This window comes from Candidatus Limnocylindria bacterium (genome assembly GCA_036523395.1).
In the GTDB taxonomy this organism is placed as follows: domain Bacteria; phylum Chloroflexota; class Limnocylindria; order P2-11E; family P2-11E; genus CF-39.
In genome coordinates this window covers 90,117-110,734 of sequence record DATDEH010000044.1, presented here as the reverse complement: position 1 = coordinate 110,734, position 20,618 = coordinate 90,117, and the positions used below count along the sequence as shown (strand labels likewise).

The window sequence follows — 20,618 nt, the reverse complement described above, 5'->3', positions numbered from 1 at the left end:
GCGCACCTGTTGAACGCGGGTCTCGGCGCGGTCCAAGGTGTCTTTCAGCTTGGTGAACTGCCGGATGAATATCGACTGCGCTTCAAGATCGGGCACGGGTATGAGCAACTTCCGAACGGCCTCGACATTGAAGTGCTGTTGTGCCGTGCCGGCGCTACCAGCCGCGAACTGTCGCCGACCGTAACTCGAGTTGAGCACGGCACAGAAGAATTGGGCCAGAAGCTCAGGGCCCGGAGTGCAAATGATGAGATCAATGCAATTCATCTCCGGCGCATCCTCTGGAATGACAGCGGCATCCCCAGGCCGGCCGCTTCGCACAATTACAACGTCGCCAGGACACAGGCGGGACTTCTTGTGTTCGGCGTGCCCCTCCCGTGAGATAAAGACGAGGTCCTTCATGACCACCTTGTTGGGAATGACGTTCAGAGAGCGCAGCGCAGGAATGCCCTCGCCGTCGCGTACGTACCACGAGGCAGGGCGGACGACGATTCCGACGGTCGCTCGAGCCAACAAATCCGCGGCTGGGCGGGCTCGGCCTTTGACCGCGTGAACTTCCAGTTCGTGTTCCAACCAACTGTTAAGAGTCGCAGCTAAGGCCCTGACCACTTCACCGGTTGCTTCTTCGAGCCTTCGGGCTCCCTCGATGAGACTCGCGATCTGTCGCTGCTCGTCGAGTGGCGGCAGGAGGAACTCGTACTTCGCGAGGCTCTCCCAGTTAGTTCGGGGGGACAGGGATCCTGCTGAAGTGCCAATCGCATGCGCGAAGAAATCCTCCGACTGACAGAGGAGTGGTAGGAGTTCGGGTAGGAGCTTTGTGTCCTTGGTTTCAAGAACATAGATGTCCCCAGAGCACACTCCATCGAAGTCGACGACGGCAATCTTCCGCTGATAGGCGCGCCTCTTGCCAAAGAGCGTCTGTCCTGCGCGGAACACGTTCGTGAACGTGGTCCCGTCTGCCACTCGACCCCAGTGACGAATCGTCAAATCGTTTGGTTCGATGTGTTCAAGGCCGACGTAGCGATCGTACCCGTCGCCGGCGGGGTCGGCCGAGCGCGCGTGACTGAGTTGAACCACATCACCAAAGGCAACCCTCGCCCAGCCCTCGCGGAGCAAGCGCTCAGGCATCGGCGTTGTTTCCCGCTGCCGCAGAGTCGACGTCCCCGACGACACCGTCGATTGCTTCCCAGAACTCTCGTCCACTCGTTTCGAACGCGAGCCAGGCTGAGGCCAGAGATTCATGGTCAGCCGGCACGCCACTGCTGACGGGTTTCACGTAACGAGGAATAGAGAGATTCGCGTTCTTGTCGAGGATCTCTTTGGTTGTGGCAACCCTCGCGAATCCTGGCTCGTCGAGAAATTTGGCATACGCATCGAGGATTCGTTTCTGATTGGCCGAGGTTAGGAAGCTAAGAGCCCGCTCGCGGGCGACCTCGTGGACCGCGTCGATGAAGAGGACCTTATGGCGCCTCTCCTCCCCCTTCCTAGTCCGGCAGATGACGATGCAGGCTTCCATCGGCGAGTTGTAGAAGAGGTTCGGGCCGAGACCGAGCACACATTCAAGAAGGTCCGACTCGACCAACTTCCGCCGCATCTCAGCCTCCTCGTTCCGGAACAGCACACCGTGGGGGAAGAGAATCGCGCAGCGGCCCGAATTCGCATCCATGCTCCTAAGGATGTGCTGGAGAAACGCGTAGTCGGCGCGCCCCTGCGGCGGCGTGCCCAAGGAGTTACGTCCCCACGCGTCGTTCTGCCATGCCTCGCGGTTCCATTTCTTGATCGAATACGGAGGGTTGGCCAAGACTACGTCAAAGGTCATCAGACGATCACGCTCGACGAACGCGGGACTGCTCAGGGTGTTCCCAACGGCGATCCTGAAATCCTCGACGCCGTGAAGGACCAGGTTCATACGGGCAATCGCCGCGGTGATGTTGATGAGCTCTTGGCCATAGAGGCCAAGCGTCCGTGGGTCGCCACCGCGGCGTCTTACTTCCGCGAGTGCGGAGATGAGCATGCCGCCCGTCCCCACGGTCGGGTCGTAGACACGCTCGCCCGGCTTGGGCTCGAGCATCTGCGTCATCAGATGCACGAGCGTCCGGTTCGTGTAGAACTCCTGCGCGGTGTGCCCGCTGTCGTCGGCGAATTGCTTGATGAGGTACTCGTACGCGTTGCCGAGCTGGTCCTCGGGTACCACTGCGAGACCGAGGCACTGCTTCGAGAGATGCTCCATAAGATTCTTCAGAGTTGCATCGGGCATCTGGGCCTTGTCGGTCCAGGCAGCGTTACCGAAGATGCCAGCTAGGCGCTCGGAATTTGCCGTCTCAATCGCGCGGAATGCATTGACAAGTGCGCGGCCTACGTCACGCGGCGCTGCCCGAACGTCGGACCAGTGCGCCCCAAGCGGAATGTCAAAGCGCTCCTTCGCGGTCGCCCGTGCGTAGGCGTCGTCACCAGTCTCGTTCAGCGCGTTTTCATAATCCTCATCCCACACATCGGACAGACGCTTGAAGAAGAGCAGGGGAAACACGTACTGCTTGTAGTCACCCGCGTCGATTAGACCGCGGAGGAGCGTAGCGACACCCCAGAGATACGATTCGAGTTCTTGTTGGCTCAGGCGTTCAGCGGCCTTGCTCATTTGAGCCAACCTCCCGTCGTCAGCGCTTCACGCCAGCGATCTTCCACGACCCGACACTCAGCCACAGCCACCTTGAGCACCGCGACAGCCTCTCGCAAAGGCGGCGTGGTCTCGTCGGGTGCCGCGCTCACGTACCGAGAGATGCTGAACGTCCAATCCTCGCGCTTGATCTCCTCGACGCTGACGACCTTGGTCCGATTCTCAATGGTCTCGAACGCGCGCACCCACTCGACGATCTGAGCAGCGTGGACTGGCTCCAAGTGGTTCTGTGCTCGCCCCTTCCGGAACAGGGTTGACGCGTCAACGATGAGAACTCTCCCCTTCTCTCGCTTTGGCTTCGCCCGTCTGAGGAGAACAACACACCCAGCGAGACCAGTGCCGTAGAACAGGTTGGGTGCCAACCCAATCACGGCCTCGACGAGATCCTGCTCAAGGAGCTTTTGGCGAATGCGCCCCTCAGCGCCTTTGCGGAAGAGCGCGCCCTGCGGGAGAACCACGGCCATGCGGCCGGTGCCCGGCGCCATGGACGCGACCATGTGCTGGACCCAGGCGTAGTCGCCGTAGCTGTCTGGAGGCATGCCAAAGACGGCGCGACCCCAAGGATCCTTCTCCCAAACCTCGAAGCCCCACTCCTTAAGCGAGAACGGAGGATTGGCAAGAACGCAATCGAAGGTCGCGAGGCCGCCGGTGCTTGAATCCATAAACGCCGGACTGCGAAGGGTATCTTCGCGCACGATTTGAAAGTCCTCGATGCCGTGAAGTACGAGATTCATGCGCGCGATCGCCGCGGTCGTGAGGTTCTTCTCTTGGCCATAGATCTTCCCGAAGAAGGTCCGGGCGTCGCCACCTGCGCGTTGCACGTGTTCAATCGCGCCTAGCAACATGCCGCCCGTTCCGCAGGCGGGGTCGTAGATAGTCTGGCCTTCCTTGGGATCAAGGATGTCGACCATCATTCGGACGACCGTGCGTGGCGTATAGAACTCACCTGCCTTCTTTCGCTTCGTCACGTCGGCGAAGCGCCCGATGAGGTACTCGTAGCCGTCTCCGAGGATGTCGGTACTCACGGCGTCGTTGCCGAGCGGGATCACCGACAGGGCTTCGATCAGGTCTTTGAGAAGTGCGTCTGAGAGGAGCTCGCGATTGCCCCAGTCAGCAGCACCAAACACGCGGTAGAGGCTCTCGGGATTGGCGCGCTCAATCTCGCGCATCGCGTGCGCCAAGACAGCTCCGACGTTTGCAGCCGCAGCCCGCACGTCGCGCCAATGGCAGCCGTTCGGCATTTGGAAACGGTGAGCCTCTGGAAAGAGCGCTGGATCAGCCTCGCCGAATGCAATGACGGCCTCGGCGGTCTCTTCGTCCCAGACATCGCAGAGCCGCTTGAAGAAGAGAAGCGGAAGGATGTACGCCTTCCAATCTGTTCGGTCGACGGCGCTCCCGCGCAGGATATCCGCGCAGTTCCATAGCTGCGACCTCAAGGCCGCCGTGGTTAGGACCGGAGTCGTGTCTCCGGACTCGCCGTCAGTGCTGTTTCGCCTCAACGTGGAGCCCTTCCGCACAGTCCTGTGGTGAGCCGCCGCGCCCGTCCATCTCAAGATGCACCAGCGCCACGGCTGAAGCGAAGCGTAGAGCACGCCCCTTCGTTCAAGCGGTCACCGCGAATAACGCTTCGGGTGCTGCTTGGCCCTCGCTTTCATCGCCGCTCGGGACGGTGATTGCGTGCGCGTACGATGGCGCGCAATTGTCTTGGCTCGACGCAAACCGTCGCCGACTCGTGACCTGGTGGGCCATCTTCTTGGTCCTAGGTGTCACCCGGGCGGTAACGAGCAGGGACTTCGGCCCCGTGCTCCTTTTGGGCACTGTTGTGATCGCCGGAGTGGCCGCACTCGCTATCGTCGGGCTCTACTCGCTCCGAACGGCGGGCCTCTCGGTCGGCGGTATTCTGGTCGGCCTCATCGTCGGCACGCTCGCTGCGATCCTCGTGGTGAATCTCCTCCCGCGTGAAGCCGTGGCGACAGGTTCCTTGTCTGTCATCGCGCTGCTGGTCGGGGCCATGGGTGGTGCCGTCGCTGGCGCAGTCGTGGGAAGGCGGTTACGCAGGGCGCCTTAGGCATCGACGCCGGGCCGCGTAGCGACAACCGTGGGATAAGTACGCTACCGCCGTGACACGAGCGCGCCAGCTACTTCGATGGGCGCGCCAACACTGGCGACTACTCGTGTCAGTCGGCATCGCTCTCTACATCATCGGACCAGTCGCGGACATTGGAGCGGCTGATGTTCGAATCAGTGCCTGCGATCCAGGGGGCAGATATGTCGGACCCCTGAAGAGTTTTCCGTCATGCGAGGGTATGCCGACGAGGACGACGCGCTGGGCGCGTTTTTATCTCAGCCACCCAGCGGTGCGACTCGTCGAGTGGACCTCCGACGGCGGGCTGGCGGGGTTCGGCGTGTGCGACCGTGTCGCATCCGGCTGTCACTAGTGTTCGCGGGTTGGTGTTCGGCTTCGACGCGCTGGCCCTAGGCATCCTCGGTTGCCTGCTCGTCCTTGTGTTTCTGGTCTGCGCGTACTGGGCTCACACGCGACAGGGCGCCGGGCTCGTGGCGGTTCTCTCGTGGCGGGTGCGTTCACAGGGTCAGGCGCAGGCCGCGCCAGCTGCGGAAACCTGGACCCTGAGACCGGAGATGCGCCCGATCCAGAAGACGCGGCTGCTTGTCGTGCGGCTCATGCCGCGCGAATCCAGAACATGACACATCAAGTACTCGCACTCGATCATCTGGCGGACGAGCGTCGCCGCGCTGTAGCGCCGGTCACGACGAAGGAGGCTGACCGAGTCCGCAGCGAGCGCGGCCGCAATCTCAACGACAGTCGGCTAAGCGGTCTTCTCGAACTCAAGGACGACTTCGCGGTGCATGCGGCGCCCCAGCTCGCTCGCCGGCAGCATCGCGCGCGGCGGTGGCAGGTAGCGCCGGTTCTCCGGGATTACTCGCGTGCTACGACGGGCGAACTGAAGGCCGTGCCGTTCTGCGAGTTTTCTGATCGCGCTGGAGTTCCGCACCAGGACTCCACGTAGGGTCGAATCTCCGACGACGAAGATCACTGAGCCTCCGCGTCGAACCACGCGCGCGATCTCGCCAGTGACCTCACTCATGTCTCGTACATAGCGTCGGAGCATCCCCGCGTGACGCGCGTCGACCTTCGCGGCGCGGAGGGCGCGGAGCGCCGGCTGAAGCTCCTCAGGAAAAGCATCGGTTGGTAAGCCAGTCTCGGCACCGACGCTGCCCGAACGAATGTCTCGCAGTTCGGCCAGTCGGTGCCCCATCCATACGAGTGACAGGCGATGGCCACGCATGTAATCCAGGGCGTTTAGGTACGGGGGTGAGGTGATCACGATGTCAACAGAACTCGCACGCAGCGGCAAATGCCGCGCATCGCCCTGCTCCGCTTTCACCGGCTTTGGCTTCGCACCCTTTGCCGGAGCTATCCCCTTGATCACCTTTTCCAACGCGTTCGTGAACGCTCCGAACGGCCTGACTGGGGCCGCATCGAAGGCCCGGTGCGGGCGGCTATGAGAGACATCACGCGCGAGTGAGACTCCAGCGTCCTTCGTGATTACGAGCCGGGAGAATGCGCACCACAGAAGCGTGCGCCGTGGGCCGTTTCGTGTTCGGCCTATGGCAATGGCGAGGGCGGAGAGCTCGACGCGCGACCGCTGGTCGAACCAGTACCTCACATACGCTTTCGTCGCCGCATCCGCGCCACGCGGATAGGCGGTGCCCGGAGTGAGCGACTTCGCAACCTTTCGCGCCCTCCTGAGTACGCGTTCGCCGGCCTCGCGGACGGAGGCGGCAAGCGCATCAGTGCACCAGGCGTTGGTCAGCAGCACCGCCAAAGGATCCAAATCGAATCCGATCGCGCGATGCCCGTGAAGTCGTGCCATCGCGATGGTGGTCCCGGATCCCATCATGGGGTCCAGAACTGTGCACGTCCTGCGCTCGGCGAGCTTCCGGCCCGCGATCAGCGGCGCCATGCGCGCAGGGAATGGGTGCACTGGCGGGTTGAGGGTCCGCTTTGACCCTGTCCTCGTCACTTCGCATCTTCCTTGCGTTCTGACGATGGATACTCGCCAATCGCAGCGGCCAGCGCCTTCATGATGTTGTCGGGTCGCTGGTTGATCTCGATCGCGCTGCCCTGGATGGTCACGAGATCCGGAACCAGCCGGCTCATTGCGGTACAAGTTTCGATGAGCTCGGTCTGGCTGATGTCGACCTTGGGACCTCGCCGCAGCGCCGTGCGCAGTCCGCCGAACTCCACGAGCTCGTTGGGGTCTTGCTCCTGCTCCTCGAAGATGGTCTCGAGGATCTGACGGTAGAGAGGGCGTGCCCGCTGTTCTGCCTCGAGCGCGTCGATCCATTTCTTTGCCTCGTCCGGTGTGGACGCCGTTTCGAATAGGTTCCGCAGTCGGTTGAGGCCAACTCGCTTCAGCGGGACGAGCCGGACTAGACGCGCTGCGTCCGAGATCCGCAGGAGCGTGATCGTCTTGCTCGTGTGCTTTCGGTTCGCCGCGAGCTCCTTCACAAGTGCGGCATGTTCGTCTTTCGTCGGAAAGTCCGGTCCGACCACCACCGCGTGATCGGCGTGTAGGTCCTCCCGATGGCGTGCGATGGTCGCGACTCCGACGGCCTTCGCCGTGACCTTAGTGCCAGCAAGCACTTTGCTTTTTGCCTCGAGGGACACGGTGTACGTCTGAGGCTTATTTCCCTGGCCAGAGAGGTGGGCCTTCGCGACGCCATCCGCCTTATTACTGCCGCCGAGCGGCACCGTGCTGAATCCCATGCTGTCGAAGGCGGCAATAAGCTCCAGCTCAAGTTTCCGCTGATCGGTCGCCGCGTCCGCCAGGGCCTGCGCGACCGTGCGGGCGTTCCGACGGCTCGATCCCCGCGCGAGCTCTCGCAGAAGCGCGTCCCGCTGATCGAGGATCTCGACGATCTCATCCCGCTCTAGGCCCGTCTGGACGAGCGATGCTTCGAGCAGCACCTCCGAGACGGCAACGAGCTCGAGCGGCACGCTGCTTTTTTCGTCCTCGTACTCGTCGAGGAAGTAGGCCACGAATGGGTGGAGTGTGTTGATGCGAAGGACGCCGCCTTCGATGTCGAGCACCGCAAATGGCTGTTCCTGCGCGAGCTGCTCGAGCACGGTGCTCTTAATCAGGTTGTCCGCGCCCTCGCCGGACTCGCGCACACGCTCGATGAGGGCGGCCTGCTGCTTAGGCTTCAAGTCACCGGGCGCCACCAGGTACCGCGGGACGTAGCTACCCTCGAAGAATGCCGAGAGGGCCGCAGCAAGTGGGCGGCGCGTGAGCGACGCCGGCGTCGATGCGACCCGTCGTGACACCTGAGCGCCAGGCTCGATATCGCGCCAGTGTTGCTCGAGCTTCGATCGCGCGAGATTGAAGCCAGCGTGGGCGACGTTGCGCGCGATGTTGGTGAGGATTCCTTCGCGGATAGTTTCGCGGGAGGATCGCAGCTCATCGTCGAGACCATCGGCGTGCAGGACCATCCGGAAGCGCGAGAAGGTGCCGTGACGAAGCTTGTTGCGATCGATTCCAAATCCCGGATCATCGGTGTTGACCAGGCGGTCACGCACGTACACGAAGAAGCCGTTGCTGCGCTCGATCTCCTCCGACTTCCCTGTGTCGATCGGATCTGCGTAGACCTCGATGTATCCGGTGACGCGGCCCAGCTTCGAGTAGGTCACGCCGTGTACGGCATCCGCCGCGGCGGAGCGGTCTACCGTCTTCTCGCCATCTGGCGCCGGTTCCGGTAGGTCAACATCCTTGGTGCCCAGGACCCACCTGCCCACGCGCTTGAGTTTCAGCTTCGAACGCGAGATCGCCTCGCCGTTGAGGTAGACATGAAAGTCGTCCCTCAGAGGAATTGCGCTTTCAAGAACCCATTTCAGCCGGCCCCGTCGCAGCTCGCCGGCCATTGGCTTCAGTTCGGTCATAATCGCAGCGGTCCAGGACTTTCGTGCTTTGGCGCCGAACAGGCGTAGAGCGGTGTAGCCATCGCCCTCGCCAAAGAGCCAGGGCTCCAGCGCCGTCTTCGCTTGGGTCTCCGATAGCTCGCGGAGGTCGAGGGGGACGCTCTCTGTGGCCATCGCGTTCTTGCCTGCCTTGCTGGCGGGGACGCGACGGTAATCCATCGTCACGGCGAAGTACTTGCCGTCGCGCTTCGAGATATGGGTCAGGCGGTTGGCCAGAACGTATGTCGCGAGTTTTCCGATGCCGAACTTTCCGATCTGCTTGCGGCTCAATGGTGCGACGTAGCCTGGGTCACGCTTGTTGCTCACCCCGATCAGCCAGTGCTGCTCAAAGCGGCTCGGGTCCATGCCAGTGCCGTCATCGATAACTGCGATCGACGCATCCGGAGCGGTGAGATCGGCCGCGAGGAGCACGTGGATGTTCAGAGCGCCGGCATCGAAGCCGTTCGACACGAGCTCCTCGATCGCCTTTGTGGCGCTCGAGTAAAGGCCCTCGCTGAAGAGCTCGATGATCTTGTAGCCGATGCGCACATCGATCTGACCGGCCTTGCGGCCGACCGCAGTGAGATCCGTGGCTGGCAACATTCCTCCGCTCACCCGATTGACACCGCGCAACCCTTCGATCCTCACCGACCGCTCGTATCCGAGATGTCGACGATCAGTCTAGGTAGATGCGATCGGCGCGTCGGGCGCCGTCCCACCGATCCTCGCGACCGTGGCCTGCGCCGAGGGAAGACGATCTGCGAGAGCGCGAAGATCCCGGCGGCCGTGCAGAGCATCGCGCCGACGAATGCGGTCGGGTCGCTCGAAGAACTTCCTTCCGTAGCCGACGACGCGCTGGGATGTTGTGAAAACGAGCGTGGCCTTTGGCGACTCGGAAGCTACGGATGAGACATTCGTGCTGCGGTGAGGTACGCGGAAGGACGCGGGTAGGCGAAGTCGCCTGCACACGCGCGGCGACGCGCCCGCTTCAACGTCCGCCGGTCGGCAGTTCGAGTCTGCCCGTCGGCTCAGAAATCCATAGGGAATTCGCGTATCTGGACACATCGCTAGGCCGCGATTGTGTTCTCGCGCAGTAGCCGTGCAGCAACTAGGCGAATCGCATGAAAGCGCCGCGAACTCGCTGGCGCCAGGGCGGCGTCCGCCAGGAGCCTAATCCGCGGGCGGCGGCGCAGCCACAGCGCCTGCGATCTCGCGATCCGCGGCGCGAAGCTTGGCGGTGATATCCCGGCAGTCTGCGTCGCGGCAGACGCGAGGGGTCAGCACAAGCCGGCGCGAGTTCGTCAACTCGGCGCGACTTGTGAGCCGTGCGACCGCGCCGTGCGGGATCTGGTATGCCTCGCCGACGTCGAAGTCCTCGTCGAGCAGGACAGCAACGATGAAGTCGAAGCCCGCCTCTTCGAGTTTGCGGATGGCGCTCAGCTGTCGGAGTTCTGTGCCGAGGGGCAGCCAGCGCGTCTTCACCTGAAGTCGCAGGCCGTCGTCGGCTAGAACGTCGAAGCCCTTAGACGAGTTTGCCTTGCGGACCCCGTTGAAGGCTCGCGCGACGAGCCATTCGCCATACCCGCCAATCGGACCGTCGTTGGTGGTAGTGATCTCGCGGCGCCTCATCTCTTTGAGGATCGCGCCATAGAGACGCAAGACGTCTTTGACGCCGAGCGTCGTCAGATCGACGGTCGTCATCTGTTCAATCGCCCTAGCTTCGCATAGTCAGCGGCACGAACGGGTATCTCGAAGTAGCGGTGCACCTTCGCGGCAGCGAGCAGCGCCTGCAGTTGGCCGCCACCGATCACGCGGAGCTCGAATTTGGCGGGATTGCCCTGCGCGACGTTCTCGACGACGTAGACGTAAAACTCGGAGTTCCGCCTCGCTTCATCGACCTGACGTGCCTCAAGCAGCAACGCGCCCTGCGTCCGCAACCATCCGCCGAATGCCTTGACCTCGATCGTGCGCCCGTCGCTCTCGATGTCTGCTGGGGCACTCGCATGCCGGGTGTCGCGCGCCGCGCGACCGAATCCCCGTTCCTGATCCACAACGAACCGGATTGCGGCGTCCTCGATGTTCTTGTTGCCGATGATCGGCTCGGGCACTACGTCCATACGGCGCCACGCTACGACATAGCCCGTGCGCTACCGTTTCGTCGGGTGAGCGGCTACGACACGAACCTTGCGTCGGAGTTCCACGTCCTGTCGTGCCTGCACCGGCTCGGCATTGCCGCCAACCTCACACTGGGCAACAAGAAGGGCGTGGACGTGGTCGTCGTGCGGCAGGCGGGCGATGCCGTGACCGTAGAGGTGAAAGGCGTCGCTCAGAAATACGACTGGCCCGCCAACAACCTTGTTACCACGACCCCCGATCGGCATTTCGTGGCGCTCGTCAGCTTCGAGGGACGAATCGACGATCCGGCCATGCCCGCGCCGCGTGTCTGGGTGGTCCCGTTCGCCGAAGTTGAGCGCTTCAAGCGCTCCTTCCCGGGCGGGCGAGTCAACGTCTCACGAGCCGCCGTGCTGGCGGACGGCGGCCGGTTCGAGAGCGCGTGGCACCTAATCGAAGAGAAGTAGGGCGAGCCGGTCGTGGTGTCGCTCCCCTCGAGGAACTACACCTAGTCGACGAGTTCGCGCACGCGCAGTGGCCGCTGCTAACGGCGCGACCGGTCGTATCGCTCCATCTCCTCGATTACGCGCGCCTTCTCGTCCGGATGCGCGTCGAGGTGAGCGACCCACGACTCGTATTCGTCCTTCTCCATCGGACGTGGCATCCAAGGCTTGAAAAACGGCCAGCTCGCTCTCGGCGGTGGCGCGGTCCGAGCGGCGCTACGTGTTCGCGTCCCGGGAGCTCGTCGTGTCCGCGCCGTTGACGCTGTGGAACGGGCCCGCAGTAATAGCGGTCCCGTCGGCGGTGGTGGATTGGCTGGCGCAGCTCGCGTTGTCTGTTCGTCGATCCACTGGGCCAGCGCACGTATGGGCACTCGCCGGCTGCGTCCCACATGCAGGCTCGGAATCTGCCCCGACGACACCAGCTCGTAGACCTTGGTCCTGCTGATCCGCAGCAGATCAGCGACCTCGCCAATTCGAAGCAGGCGTACGTCATCCATCTCGCGTCCCTCCGGTTGTGTTTGGTAATGGCCGCAAGGAATCGGGGCGTCGTGGTGTTGTATCGGAGAACGGACCAAGGAGGACAACTTGGAAGTTGCCCGGGCTGCTTCGGCGGTGAGCAACGTCGACGCGGAGCTTCTCGCTGCGTATCCAGCGCTGATGCGTCGGCTCACGTTCGTCCTGCGCGATGCGAGCGAAGCGGAGGACGTGGCCCAGGCCGCGTTCACGCGGGCGCTCGAGCACCGACACAAATTCGCTGGAGGCGACGTGCGGGCGTGGTTCTACACCATCGGGCTTCGGCTGGCCTTCAACGAGCTGCGGCGTCGGCGGAGGATGGCAGTCGCGGATCTCGTTGACGAGCCGACGTGGGCGATGTCATCGGACCCGGACCTGTGGACCGCCCTTCAGCAGCTCGAGCCGCACCACAGAGCAGCTCTCGTGTTGAGCACGCTCGACGGATACACGCACGAAGAGATCGGCCAGATGCTCGGCGTCCGACCGGGAACCGTCTCGAGCTGGCTGTCGAGGACGAAGGAGCGGCTCCGTGCCCTTCTCGGAGGTGACGCATGACTGACGTCGACACGCGACTGCGCGAGGGCCTCGAGCGCCTCGACGCTGCAATCCCGGCTCCGCGACTCCCATCGGTGCCGACGCCGGCCGGACCGCCCGCCGCTGTCACTGGGCGACGGTCGGGGGCTCCACGGCGACGCCGCGGGCTGATCGTGCTGCTGGCCGCGGCCACCCTCCTGCTGGCCGGGTCCGTCGCCATCGCCCAGCGAATCACCTATCCCGACCTCCCCGAGCCAGCTCTCGAAGCCGCACTCAAGGAAGTGTTGGCCGGCCACTGCCTGACGGCGACCGCTGCGACCCAGGCTATCCAGGCAAAGCTGGATGCGCTGGGCAAAACGGACTGGGTGATCGAGTCGCGGCCGGGGGCCGCGGAGGCGTCCTGCGTGAGCTCCTTCATCGTCGTCCCGCACCACACCGTCGTTCTCATACCTGGCATCAGCCGGCAGGTTGCCGAGGCCAAGGAGTTTTTGATCGACGAACTCCTTCGCCAATGCCTTGGGAGGGCGGATGCGATCCAGCTCGTCTCCTCGGCCCTGACCAGCGCCGGTGCCGATCGCTTCGTGGTTCGCGCCGACCCGTGGGGCAATAAGGGCGGGCCGCTGGACAAGATGGACGACTATCGCCGCCACGTGGCGGAAGGATGCTTCGTCTTCGTGGGCATGCCAACCCGGACTGCCGATGGAGCCGCAATCGTTGAGCTCTGGGGTCCGTGGCCGTGATCTAAGGATCATGCCGCTCGCCGCAGCACGACCAGCCTATCGTCACGGACGTGGCTGAGTTCCCTGGGGCCCGCTCGAAGCTAGAGGATGCGCGACATGTGGGCGACGATCCAGTTACTTGCGCGGGTTCGTGCAGAGGTGCTGAGCGGTAGGCGTCCTTAGTCCTCCCAGACAGTCTCGACGTCGATCGGTCGAGGATCCGCGCCAGCCAAGAGACCGGCATCACGCAATGCCCGCCGCACAGGCGTGTCGACCTCGTCAGGGGCCTGGGCAATGTAGTTGCGCGCGTCCTGCTTCTTGCCTCTGTCTAGCTCGCAAAAGTGGCGCACTGCGGCGGGGACCGAGAATTGCTGTCCACCGAAGTCGGGTGGGATCGCTGTCCACACGACTCCTATGTGCGGCGTCTTGAGCAGCCATCCGTAGATTCGATCGCGTAGCTCGGTGGTGACGTCGCCCAGGCCAGTGCCGTCTCGATCGATCGACCCAATCCATTCTCGACGCGTCTTGTTCTCGCGTATGCGGAGGTGTTCTCGCGCTGTGTCGAGCGTCGTGTAAGTGGATACTGCGAAACGGACCGGCACATCGTTGGGGCAAGATGGGTCGATCACCGCGGTCAGGAGATCCTTTCGTGCGCCTTGCCGCGACTTACGCGAGAACTCAATCGGAAGGGTTAAACCAGCGAGGCGCCATCGCACTGGCTCGGCTAGAGCTAACCCATGCCAGTCGTAGCAGAGCGAACCCCATCCGAGAATTGCGACTGCTGCCGGACTCGTGGCGGCACTTGTCACTGCCGCGCTCTCGGAATCGCCACCAGCGGTCGGCTCAGAACCCGTACTTTCGACTCCTCAAGCTGAATGGCGGCTGTCGTTAGCCCTTCGACTTCCGCGGGTCGTGACCATGACTATCGGCGTCACGGATCTCGCCGTCGGGACGGTGGATCACGAGCTCGCTCTCGTTGCGCCGCGCGATCGGGCGTCCTTTGTCGATCGCGGCCTGCTGCGTGCGGTGGTCGGAGAGCGGCTGTCCGCCTTCCGGCTTGACCTGCCACTTCCCAGGACCCTTCGGAACCACGTGGATGTCCTTGCCTTTGGCCACTTCCAAACCTCCCCGCGTTACTGCTCGGGATGGTACATCCGTTCAGTTAACTTTTAGGCGTCGCGCTTAACCTTCCCGCAGGCTCCGCAGTTCGAGCTCAAGTGGTCCAAGGTGTCGCGCGCGCGACTCCAGTTCTACCTCGACGCTATGGACTAAATGGTCAGCAACGATGTGAGGGGGGTCGGTCTGTGGATCGGACGCTCTTGGAGATCGTTCGGCAGCGCCTCGACCAGGGCGGCTACGCGAAGACGCCGTGGGCAAAGCTCGTCCTTGCCGCTTGTTCGAGCGATCGTGCGCTCGCCGCGGCGCTCGACGACGCCGAGTGGAAGCCGGAGGCGACGGGCAAGAGCGAGGTCGTCTCGGGTCCCGCCTACATCAAGTCAGTCACCGTAGAGGGCTTTCGCGGCATCGGCGCTCCCTCGACACTCGAGCTCGCGCCCGGGAACGGCCTGACGCTTGTCGTGGGCAGGAACGGCTCGGGCAAGTCGAGCTTCGCGGAGGCCGTCGAACTCCTCACCACGGGTACGAACCGCCGCTGGTCGACCCGTTCGAAGGTCTGGCGCGAGGGCTGGCGCAATCTTCACCACGGATCCTCAGAGCTCCGCGTCGAACTCGTGTTCGAGGGCGACGGCGTCGCCACGGCGGTCCAGCAGTGGCCCGCCGATGGCGATGTCGAGAACGGGACGCGCACGATCCAGCGCGCCAACGGAAAGAAAGCGCAGTTCGAGTCGCTGGGCTGGACGCGATCGCTCGAACTCTACCGGCCGTTCCTCTCGTACAACGAGCTCGGCGCGATGTTCGACGAAGGGCCGACCGCGCTCCACGACAAGCTGTCGGCGATGCTCGGTCTGGACGATCTCGCCGCCGCGCAGAAGGCGCTGCAGCAGGCACGGCTCGAGGCGAGTCGCGCAAAGGATGCGGTCCGCTCGAAGACCGCCGGCCTCATCACACAGCTGCGTCTCCTCGATGACGATCGTGCGAGTAAGGCGCGCAAGGAACTCGAGGGTCCCACGCCGGACCTTGTGGCGCTGCGGAAGCTGCTCGTCACGGGTGAGGCGTCCCAGGAGTCGGTCAGCGCGGCGATGCGCCAGCTCGCCGAGCTCGAGCCGATCGACGCCGAGGCAATCGCGCGCGCTGCCGATGGGCTTCGCAAGGCCGTCGCGGCGCAGGACGCGCTTGCCGGTACGCCGGCGGCCGAGGCGCGCGAGCTCGCGCAGCTGCTCGGGTCGGCGCTCGCGTATCACGAGCGGCACAAGCCGAAGAAGTGCCCGGTGTGCTCGTCAGGTGAGCTCGGGAAGCCGTGGCGAGATGCGACCGCGAAGCAAGTGAGGGAGCTTGAGGCGCGCGCCGCGAAATTCGACGAGACGCAGCGCACTGCGGGCGTCGCACTCTCCCGCCTCACCTCCCTCCTCCGGCCAGTGCCCGCGTGCGTGACGAGCCTCAAGAAGTCGGCCATCGACACGACCAGGCTCGCGACAGCGTGGAATGCGTGGTTCTCGGCGGACGACGCGGACGTTAAGGCCGCCGCGCGTCGCATCGAGACGCAGGCCAAGGAGGTCGCCGCCCTGCTCGCCACCGCGCAGGAGCAGGCGCGCGCCGCGGTCGCAACACGAGACGAGGCCTGGGCGCGCTTTGTTCCGGCGCTCGCGACGTGGATCGATGAGGCGGAGTCCGCCGCCGCGGCGTCAACTCGCGTCGCTGAGATCACGCGTGCCGAGGCGTGGTTAAGGGACACGAGCGACGAGATCCGCGGCGAGCGCTTCGCTCCGGTCGCTGACCACGCGCGACGGCTGTGGGAGCTCATGCGTCAGCAGAGCAACGTCGAGCTCGAAGGGCTCACGCTCGAAGGCAGCGGCGCGCAGCGTCGTTCGGTGCTGCGCGTAGAGGTCGACGGGAAACCCGCACAGGCGCTCGGCGTCATGAGCCAGGGCGAGCTGCACGCCATCGCGCTGAGCCTGTTCGTGCCGCGGGCCACGACTGCCGAGAGCCCGTTCCGTTTCATCGTCATCGACGATCCGGTGCAGTCGATGGACCCAGCCCGCGTCGATGGCCTCGCTCGCGTGCTCGAGCTCGTCGCCTCCGAGCGGCAGGTCCTCGTGTTCACACATGACGACCGCCTGCCGGAGGCGGTGCGCCGCCTCGAGATACGGGCGACGATCCTCGGCGTCACGCGGCGCGAAGGATCCGTCGTTCACGTGCGCACCGAGGCCGATCCGGTCTGGCGCGCGATCGCCGACGCGCGCACGCTCGCGTTCACGGAGGAGCTGCCACTCGAGATCGCGCGGCGGACGGTCCCGGGCTTCTGCCGCTTGGCTATCGAGGCAGCGTGCTGGGAGGTCGTGCGCAGAAGACGACTGCTGCGAGGCGACTCGTTCGTAAGGGTCGAGGAGTCCATCGCTGAAGCGAAGACGCTGACGCAGCTCGCCAGCCTTGCGCTCTACGACGAGAAGGACCGCGGTGCCGATGTCCTCCCGCGGATCAACCGCGACTTCGGGCCCGAGCAGGGGGACGCGTTCAAGGCGAGCAACACCGGGCCACACGAGGGATACGCCGGGGACCTGAAGGCACTCACGCAGCGCACCTCGACACTCACCGAGAAGCTCCGGAAGCTCAAGTGAGCCCGAAGGAACTCGTGGACGCCGCCGAGCGCGTGCTCGTGGATCCGGGCGACGTGCTCTTTGGATGCTGGGCGCGCGCTTCGGCTCTTCTGGCGCGTCAGTCGCTGGAGATGGCGATGGATCTCCTGTGGCGGAAGCGCTCGCCGATCATGGCGCAGTGCTCGACGACCGCGCAGCTGCTCGTGCTGCCCTCCTACCTGCGCGATCAAGAGGCGGCCCGCGACGCTTCGTACGCATGGAGCGCGCTCTCACGTGCGTGCCATCACCACGCTTATGAGTTGCCGCCGACAGCATCCGAGCTGCGCTCGCTGATCAACCTCACGCGGCGGGTCGCGGCCGCGATCGAGGCGGCGACCGCGCCAGACTGACGACGACGGTGCGCAAGGGGGCGCGGCCTGCCCGCCGCACTTCTCAAGACTATTGATCGCCCTACACCACTGCTCTTGGAGCCTGAACTTCGGTATCAGCCGCGAGCTTCCGCACACCGCGATTCACGGAATTGCTCGCGATTCTTCAGGCTATTGCTGACCTCTGTGGCTTTGGGCATCTTTCGACCGCGCCCCCTCAGTTCAAGGGAGAGTGACGAAGGTGCCCTTGGGTGCGCAGGAGGACGATACGTAGACTGCCTGGAAAACGTTGCAGGGTGGCGGATGTCCGAACCTAAAGACGCCGGGCTTAGACGACCTCAAGGCGACGCCAGCGTCGAGTACAAGCAGCCGAGTGTTGATGCGAGCACTACCGAAGTGCAGCGAGAGCGCCCGGCCGAAATGCAGCAAGAGCGCCCGGCAATCTGGACCACTGCGGCGGGGCTCTTTGCGATCATGTTCTTGTGGTGGGGAGTCTCACCTACCGTGTCCCTCGGTCCGAATGTTCTCTCACTCTCCCTCGGAATCGGCTTCGCTTCTCTGACCATGTACGCGTGGCGCAAAGGCGATCCCCGATCGCGCACCGTGTCCCAGGCCGTGCTGCTGTGGGTCGGCGTCGCGGGCGTCTTGCTCCCGATACTGCTTGTCGGAGGGTCCCTGCTATTGCTTCGGGGCCAACTGCAGAACCAATTCCGTTAGGCACCCGTGTTCATCACTACCTCAGTGTGCGCCGAGGTGCTAGTCACAGATGTGCGGGAGCGCCCCGCGTGTCCAGTCGAGTTCGTCAGCGAGATCCTTGCCCGCGCTTGATCCACAGATGCAGCAACGTCGCGGGGTATGAGTGCGGAACGAAACACGGTGCCCACTGGCCTGCTGACCCACCTCGCGTTACTTTCACCCGCCATGAGGGGCCCGTACATGTTCGGCATGGTCGTGGTGCTGCCGCTCGGTCTCCTCGCCGCGGCCGCGGGAATAGTTCTAGGGCTCACGTCCGGCAACTGGATGGTCCTTTGGATCGGTCTAGCTCTTGTCGTCATCGGCCCTGTGTTTGCGTTGGGCAGCATGGCGCTCTTCGCCAGTCGAGTTCATGGGCAAGCGAACGAGTTCGCAAGCAACATGATTCGGAAGGAGTGGGCGGGCGGGTCGGAGCCACTCGTCGGTGTCGAGATTCCGTGGAAGGACATCGTTCGACAGGTTGTTCGCGTCACTGCATTCGATCGGAAGGACACACAGATCGTCGACGACAAAGTCGTAGACCCTGGCACGAACAAGCCATACGGCTACCTTGTCGTCGAGTCGCCAATCTTCAATCAAGCGGCGAGGCTTCCGCTAATACACCGGGATGACTTCTGGCTCGCCGCGAGCGTCTTTGATGACCCGCAGTGGTCCGAGGTCATCGCGAGTGGCGACCGAGAACTCCTCGCCACATACGCGCCGAGAAAGGTACTCGCGAACGGCTTCGCGGGAGACGCGACGCATTGCGTGCATTACGTTCTCTGCCCGACGGGCACTCTTGCGAAGTACTACGACTTCGCTGCCGATGAGCACATGCGGCGACCGGCGCCTGAGAAGCTATTCGGGAACTTCATCTACGAGGGCCAAGTCAGCGTCGGTGTGAACCAGAACCCTCTCGAGCCACGAGGCGACGCCTAGAGACCGCGATTCGGCTTAGGAGCGAATCCTTCGCGAAAGTGCGCCGAGACCGAAGCCGACAACGCCAGCGACGATGACGAATACGGACGTCGCCTGCGTCTCTGGTCGGGCCACCTCGAGCGCCATCGTCAGCCCGCACCGGCCGCACTTCGTAGACGTCGTCCAAGCCGTCGCGAACCCGCCGTACGTCGAGCACGAGTCTGCGAAGTTGGTCACGCAAGTACCGCTCCAGTGTGGAGTCGTGAGATTGTGTTCGTCCACACGACTCACAAGACGACCTGCTCCGCGCGTCAGGGAAGCGGCCTCCAATCAGGATCGCGCGAAAGGGGCGGCCTGACCGCCTGTGGTGCTCTGAACGAATGTTGAGCGCAGCACTCGGGTCACGTTGTCGCGCGACAGATTGTGCGTCGCCTGGGCTGAATTGCAGATTGGCTAGACAGGTGGACGAGACTTGCGGGCATGACGAATCGACAAAGAGCGTCTTGGGCATAACACGCCGCACTGCGAGTGAGGCGTGAAGAACGACGAAGATGCCTGGGTTATCCCCGACTGGCTGCGTTGGCTCCTGGTCCTGCCCGCGGTGGTGCTCGTTACCCTCGCCACAACCCTTGCCGTGAATGTCGTTGTGCAACTTCTTCGTTCCGACGACGGGTCGCTGTCGTTGATCAGATTCATCCCAGCTACGACGGCGCAGCGTCTCGTTCAGTCGCTCGTTCTACCAGCCGCGTCAATCCTTGCCGGTGCCGTTGTCGCGCCGAATCGCCGCCTTCAGGTAGCGGTTGGGCTTTTCGTGCTGAGTCTCCTGGTCATCGGCGGCGTCTCTACGGTCCTGTTGCTGCGGGCTCCTGGTCTCGAGCTACTGGCTTCTGTCGCGCTGATCGTCATTAGCTCGTTCTGGGGAATCTATGCGGTGTACAAGCGCGAGTATCCCGCCCTCGTCGCTTCCACCCACAAAACCTTACCGATTGCCGCGGAGCCGACGGTCCCAACGGATGATGACGACGACATTTGGACGATGTATACGAAACTCGTTAGTGAGTTTCCCCGTGACTTCATGCGCGGTTCATTCGGGGACAAGATTGGCGTCGGCATCATCTTCGTTCTCAATCTCCCATACATCGTGGTCATGCTTATGTTCGGTTTCCTCGTCGGCGGATTCGTCCGAATAGTCCCCAAGGGGATACAAGACTGGATTGACCGTCCAGCCACACCCCAGTCTTGTCGATGCGCGACGCACTAACTACGCCCGCGGTCCGCGAGCGGCGCCAGTCACCAAAGATCGCCAGCACGAGACCGCCGATGATGCCAATGAGAGCGAGAAGACTTCCTTGCTGTGAAGCGATGACCCAAATCACTGACGCGACCGTGGTAACGAGCCCGATCCACACGAGGCGGGTCCCCTGCGTGTACAGACTGGAGTGCCTCTCACATAGCGGTACAACGACGGTAGTCTTCCACTGACGCGAGAAGCCGACTGCGAGGCCGAGCGCAAGTTGACCTGCTGATTTCCACTTCAACTCGCGGTCGACCGCGCCCGAGGCGACATTTCCGCACCGCACGCAGGATCGCGGGAGAGCGCCGCCGTTCGGAATGAAGACAAGGCGACCGTCTCGATAGGAGCTTGGCTCGACGCCGACTGTCATCCACGAGACTCTAGTCGCGTCCCAAAGGGCATGTGTTCACAAACCTGCACGTTCCCATACCCCCCGTCGCGCTCGACTCACACGCCGGGTGGGTCGTTCACCATCGCGACCTAAGCGCCTCTGGGCAAACCCCCTCGAGCAGCCGATCTGACGCTTCAAGACCTTCGACCGCTATGTCACTGGCAAAGACC

17 protein-coding genes and 1 pseudogene are annotated in these 20,618 nt (G+C 63.6%); 9 read left to right on the top strand and 9 right to left on the bottom strand.

Annotated elements, in window-relative coordinates; translation table 11 throughout:
- From VI056_05670 to VI056_05660, 3 genes are all read right to left on the bottom strand, one after another.
- Positions 1-1,125: restriction endonuclease subunit S (locus VI056_05670; GenBank protein ID HEY6202512.1), on the bottom strand; the 1,125-nt coding region annotated here is incomplete at its 3' end.
- Positions 1,118-2,632: a class I SAM-dependent DNA methyltransferase gene (locus VI056_05665; protein ID HEY6202511.1), complete on the bottom strand. Its 1,515-nt coding sequence runs from the start codon at positions 2,630-2,632 to the stop codon at positions 1,118-1,120. The genes VI056_05670 and VI056_05665, both read right to left, overlap by 8 nt.
- Complete coding sequence (locus VI056_05660; GenBank protein HEY6202510.1) at positions 2,629-4,107, bottom strand: class I SAM-dependent DNA methyltransferase; 1,479 nt, start codon at positions 4,105-4,107, stop codon at positions 2,629-2,631. The genes VI056_05665 and VI056_05660 overlap by 4 nt, the downstream gene beginning before the upstream one ends.
- A gap of 398 nt (positions 4,108-4,505) precedes the next feature.
- Between VI056_05660 and VI056_05655 the strand changes: the two genes are divergently transcribed.
- Entirely contained in the window at positions 4,506-4,739 is a 234-nt protein-coding gene (locus VI056_05655; GenBank protein ID HEY6202509.1) for a hypothetical protein, read from the top strand.
- Between the two features lie 380 nt (positions 4,740-5,119).
- On the top strand, positions 5,120-5,377 hold the full coding sequence (locus VI056_05650; GenBank protein HEY6202508.1) for a hypothetical protein: 258 nt from the start codon (positions 5,120-5,122) through the stop codon (positions 5,375-5,377).
- Between the two features lie 122 nt (positions 5,378-5,499).
- Here VI056_05650 and VI056_05645 read toward each other — a convergent pair whose 3' ends face one another.
- The 4 genes from VI056_05645 to VI056_05630 all read right to left on the bottom strand — a co-directional run bounded on the left by VI056_05645 (position 5,500) and on the right by VI056_05630 (position 10,768).
- The gene (locus tag VI056_05645; GenBank protein ID HEY6202507.1) at positions 5,500-6,132 is read right to left on the bottom strand and encodes a hypothetical protein; all 633 of its coding nucleotides are present in this window, start codon (positions 6,130-6,132) and stop codon (positions 5,500-5,502) included.
- A gap of 581 nt (positions 6,133-6,713) precedes the next feature.
- On the bottom strand, positions 6,714-9,254 hold the full coding sequence (locus tag VI056_05640; GenBank protein ID HEY6202506.1) for an ATP-binding protein: 2,541 nt from the start codon (positions 9,252-9,254) through the stop codon (positions 6,714-6,716).
- A gap of 567 nt (positions 9,255-9,821) precedes the next feature.
- Positions 9,822-10,352 (bottom strand): hypothetical protein, encoded by a 531-nt coding sequence (locus VI056_05635; GenBank protein HEY6202505.1) that lies wholly within the window; start codon positions 10,350-10,352, stop codon positions 9,822-9,824.
- Positions 10,349-10,768 carry a DUF3883 domain-containing protein gene (locus VI056_05630; GenBank protein ID HEY6202504.1) on the bottom strand — a complete coding sequence of 140 codons (420 nt, stop codon included), beginning with the start codon at positions 10,766-10,768 and terminating at the stop codon, positions 10,349-10,351. The genes VI056_05635 and VI056_05630 overlap by 4 nt, the downstream gene beginning before the upstream one ends.
- Before the next feature lie 45 nt (positions 10,769-10,813).
- On the opposite strand from VI056_05630, the gene VI056_05625 reads away from it, so the two are divergent.
- Positions 10,814-11,230 (top strand): hypothetical protein, encoded by a 417-nt coding sequence (locus VI056_05625; protein ID HEY6202503.1) that lies wholly within the window; start codon positions 10,814-10,816, stop codon positions 11,228-11,230.
- 380 nt (positions 11,231-11,610) lie between these two features.
- Here VI056_05625 and VI056_05620 read toward each other — a convergent pair.
- Positions 11,611-11,763 (bottom strand): annotated as a pseudogene (locus VI056_05620) (helix-turn-helix domain-containing protein).
- 88 nt (positions 11,764-11,851) lie between these two features.
- Here VI056_05620 and VI056_05615 point away from each other — a divergent pair.
- Both VI056_05615 and VI056_05610 read left to right on the top strand, forming a co-directional pair.
- Complete coding sequence (locus VI056_05615; GenBank protein HEY6202502.1) at positions 11,852-12,334, top strand: RNA polymerase sigma factor; 483 nt, start codon at positions 11,852-11,854, stop codon at positions 12,332-12,334.
- Positions 12,331-13,053, top strand: coding sequence for a hypothetical protein (locus tag VI056_05610; GenBank protein ID HEY6202501.1), 723 nt, complete (start codon positions 12,331-12,333; stop codon positions 13,051-13,053). Before VI056_05615 ends, VI056_05610 begins: the two co-directional genes overlap by 4 nt.
- Before the next feature lie 867 nt (positions 13,054-13,920).
- Here VI056_05610 and VI056_05605 read toward each other — a convergent pair.
- Complete coding sequence (locus tag VI056_05605; protein HEY6202500.1) at positions 13,921-14,148, bottom strand: DUF2188 domain-containing protein; 228 nt, start codon at positions 14,146-14,148, stop codon at positions 13,921-13,923.
- A 188-nt stretch (positions 14,149-14,336) separates the two neighbouring features.
- On the opposite strand from VI056_05605, the gene VI056_05600 reads away from it, so the two are divergent.
- From VI056_05600 to VI056_05585, 4 genes are all read left to right on the top strand, one after another.
- Positions 14,337-16,766, top strand: a complete 2,430-nt coding sequence (locus VI056_05600; GenBank protein ID HEY6202499.1) for an AAA family ATPase — start codon at positions 14,337-14,339, stop codon at positions 16,764-16,766.
- Positions 16,763-17,134: a hypothetical protein gene (locus tag VI056_05595; protein HEY6202498.1), complete on the top strand. Its 372-nt coding sequence runs from the start codon at positions 16,763-16,765 to the stop codon at positions 17,132-17,134. Before VI056_05600 ends, VI056_05595 begins: the two co-directional genes overlap by 4 nt.
- A 900-nt stretch (positions 17,135-18,034) precedes the next feature.
- Positions 18,035-18,784: a hypothetical protein gene (locus VI056_05590; GenBank protein HEY6202497.1), complete on the top strand. Its 750-nt coding sequence runs from the start codon at positions 18,035-18,037 to the stop codon at positions 18,782-18,784.
- Between the two features lie 514 nt (positions 18,785-19,298).
- Complete coding sequence (locus tag VI056_05585) at positions 19,299-20,024, top strand: hypothetical protein (GenBank protein HEY6202496.1); 726 nt, start codon at positions 19,299-19,301, stop codon at positions 20,022-20,024.
- Positions 20,025-20,618 lie beyond the last annotated feature (594 nt).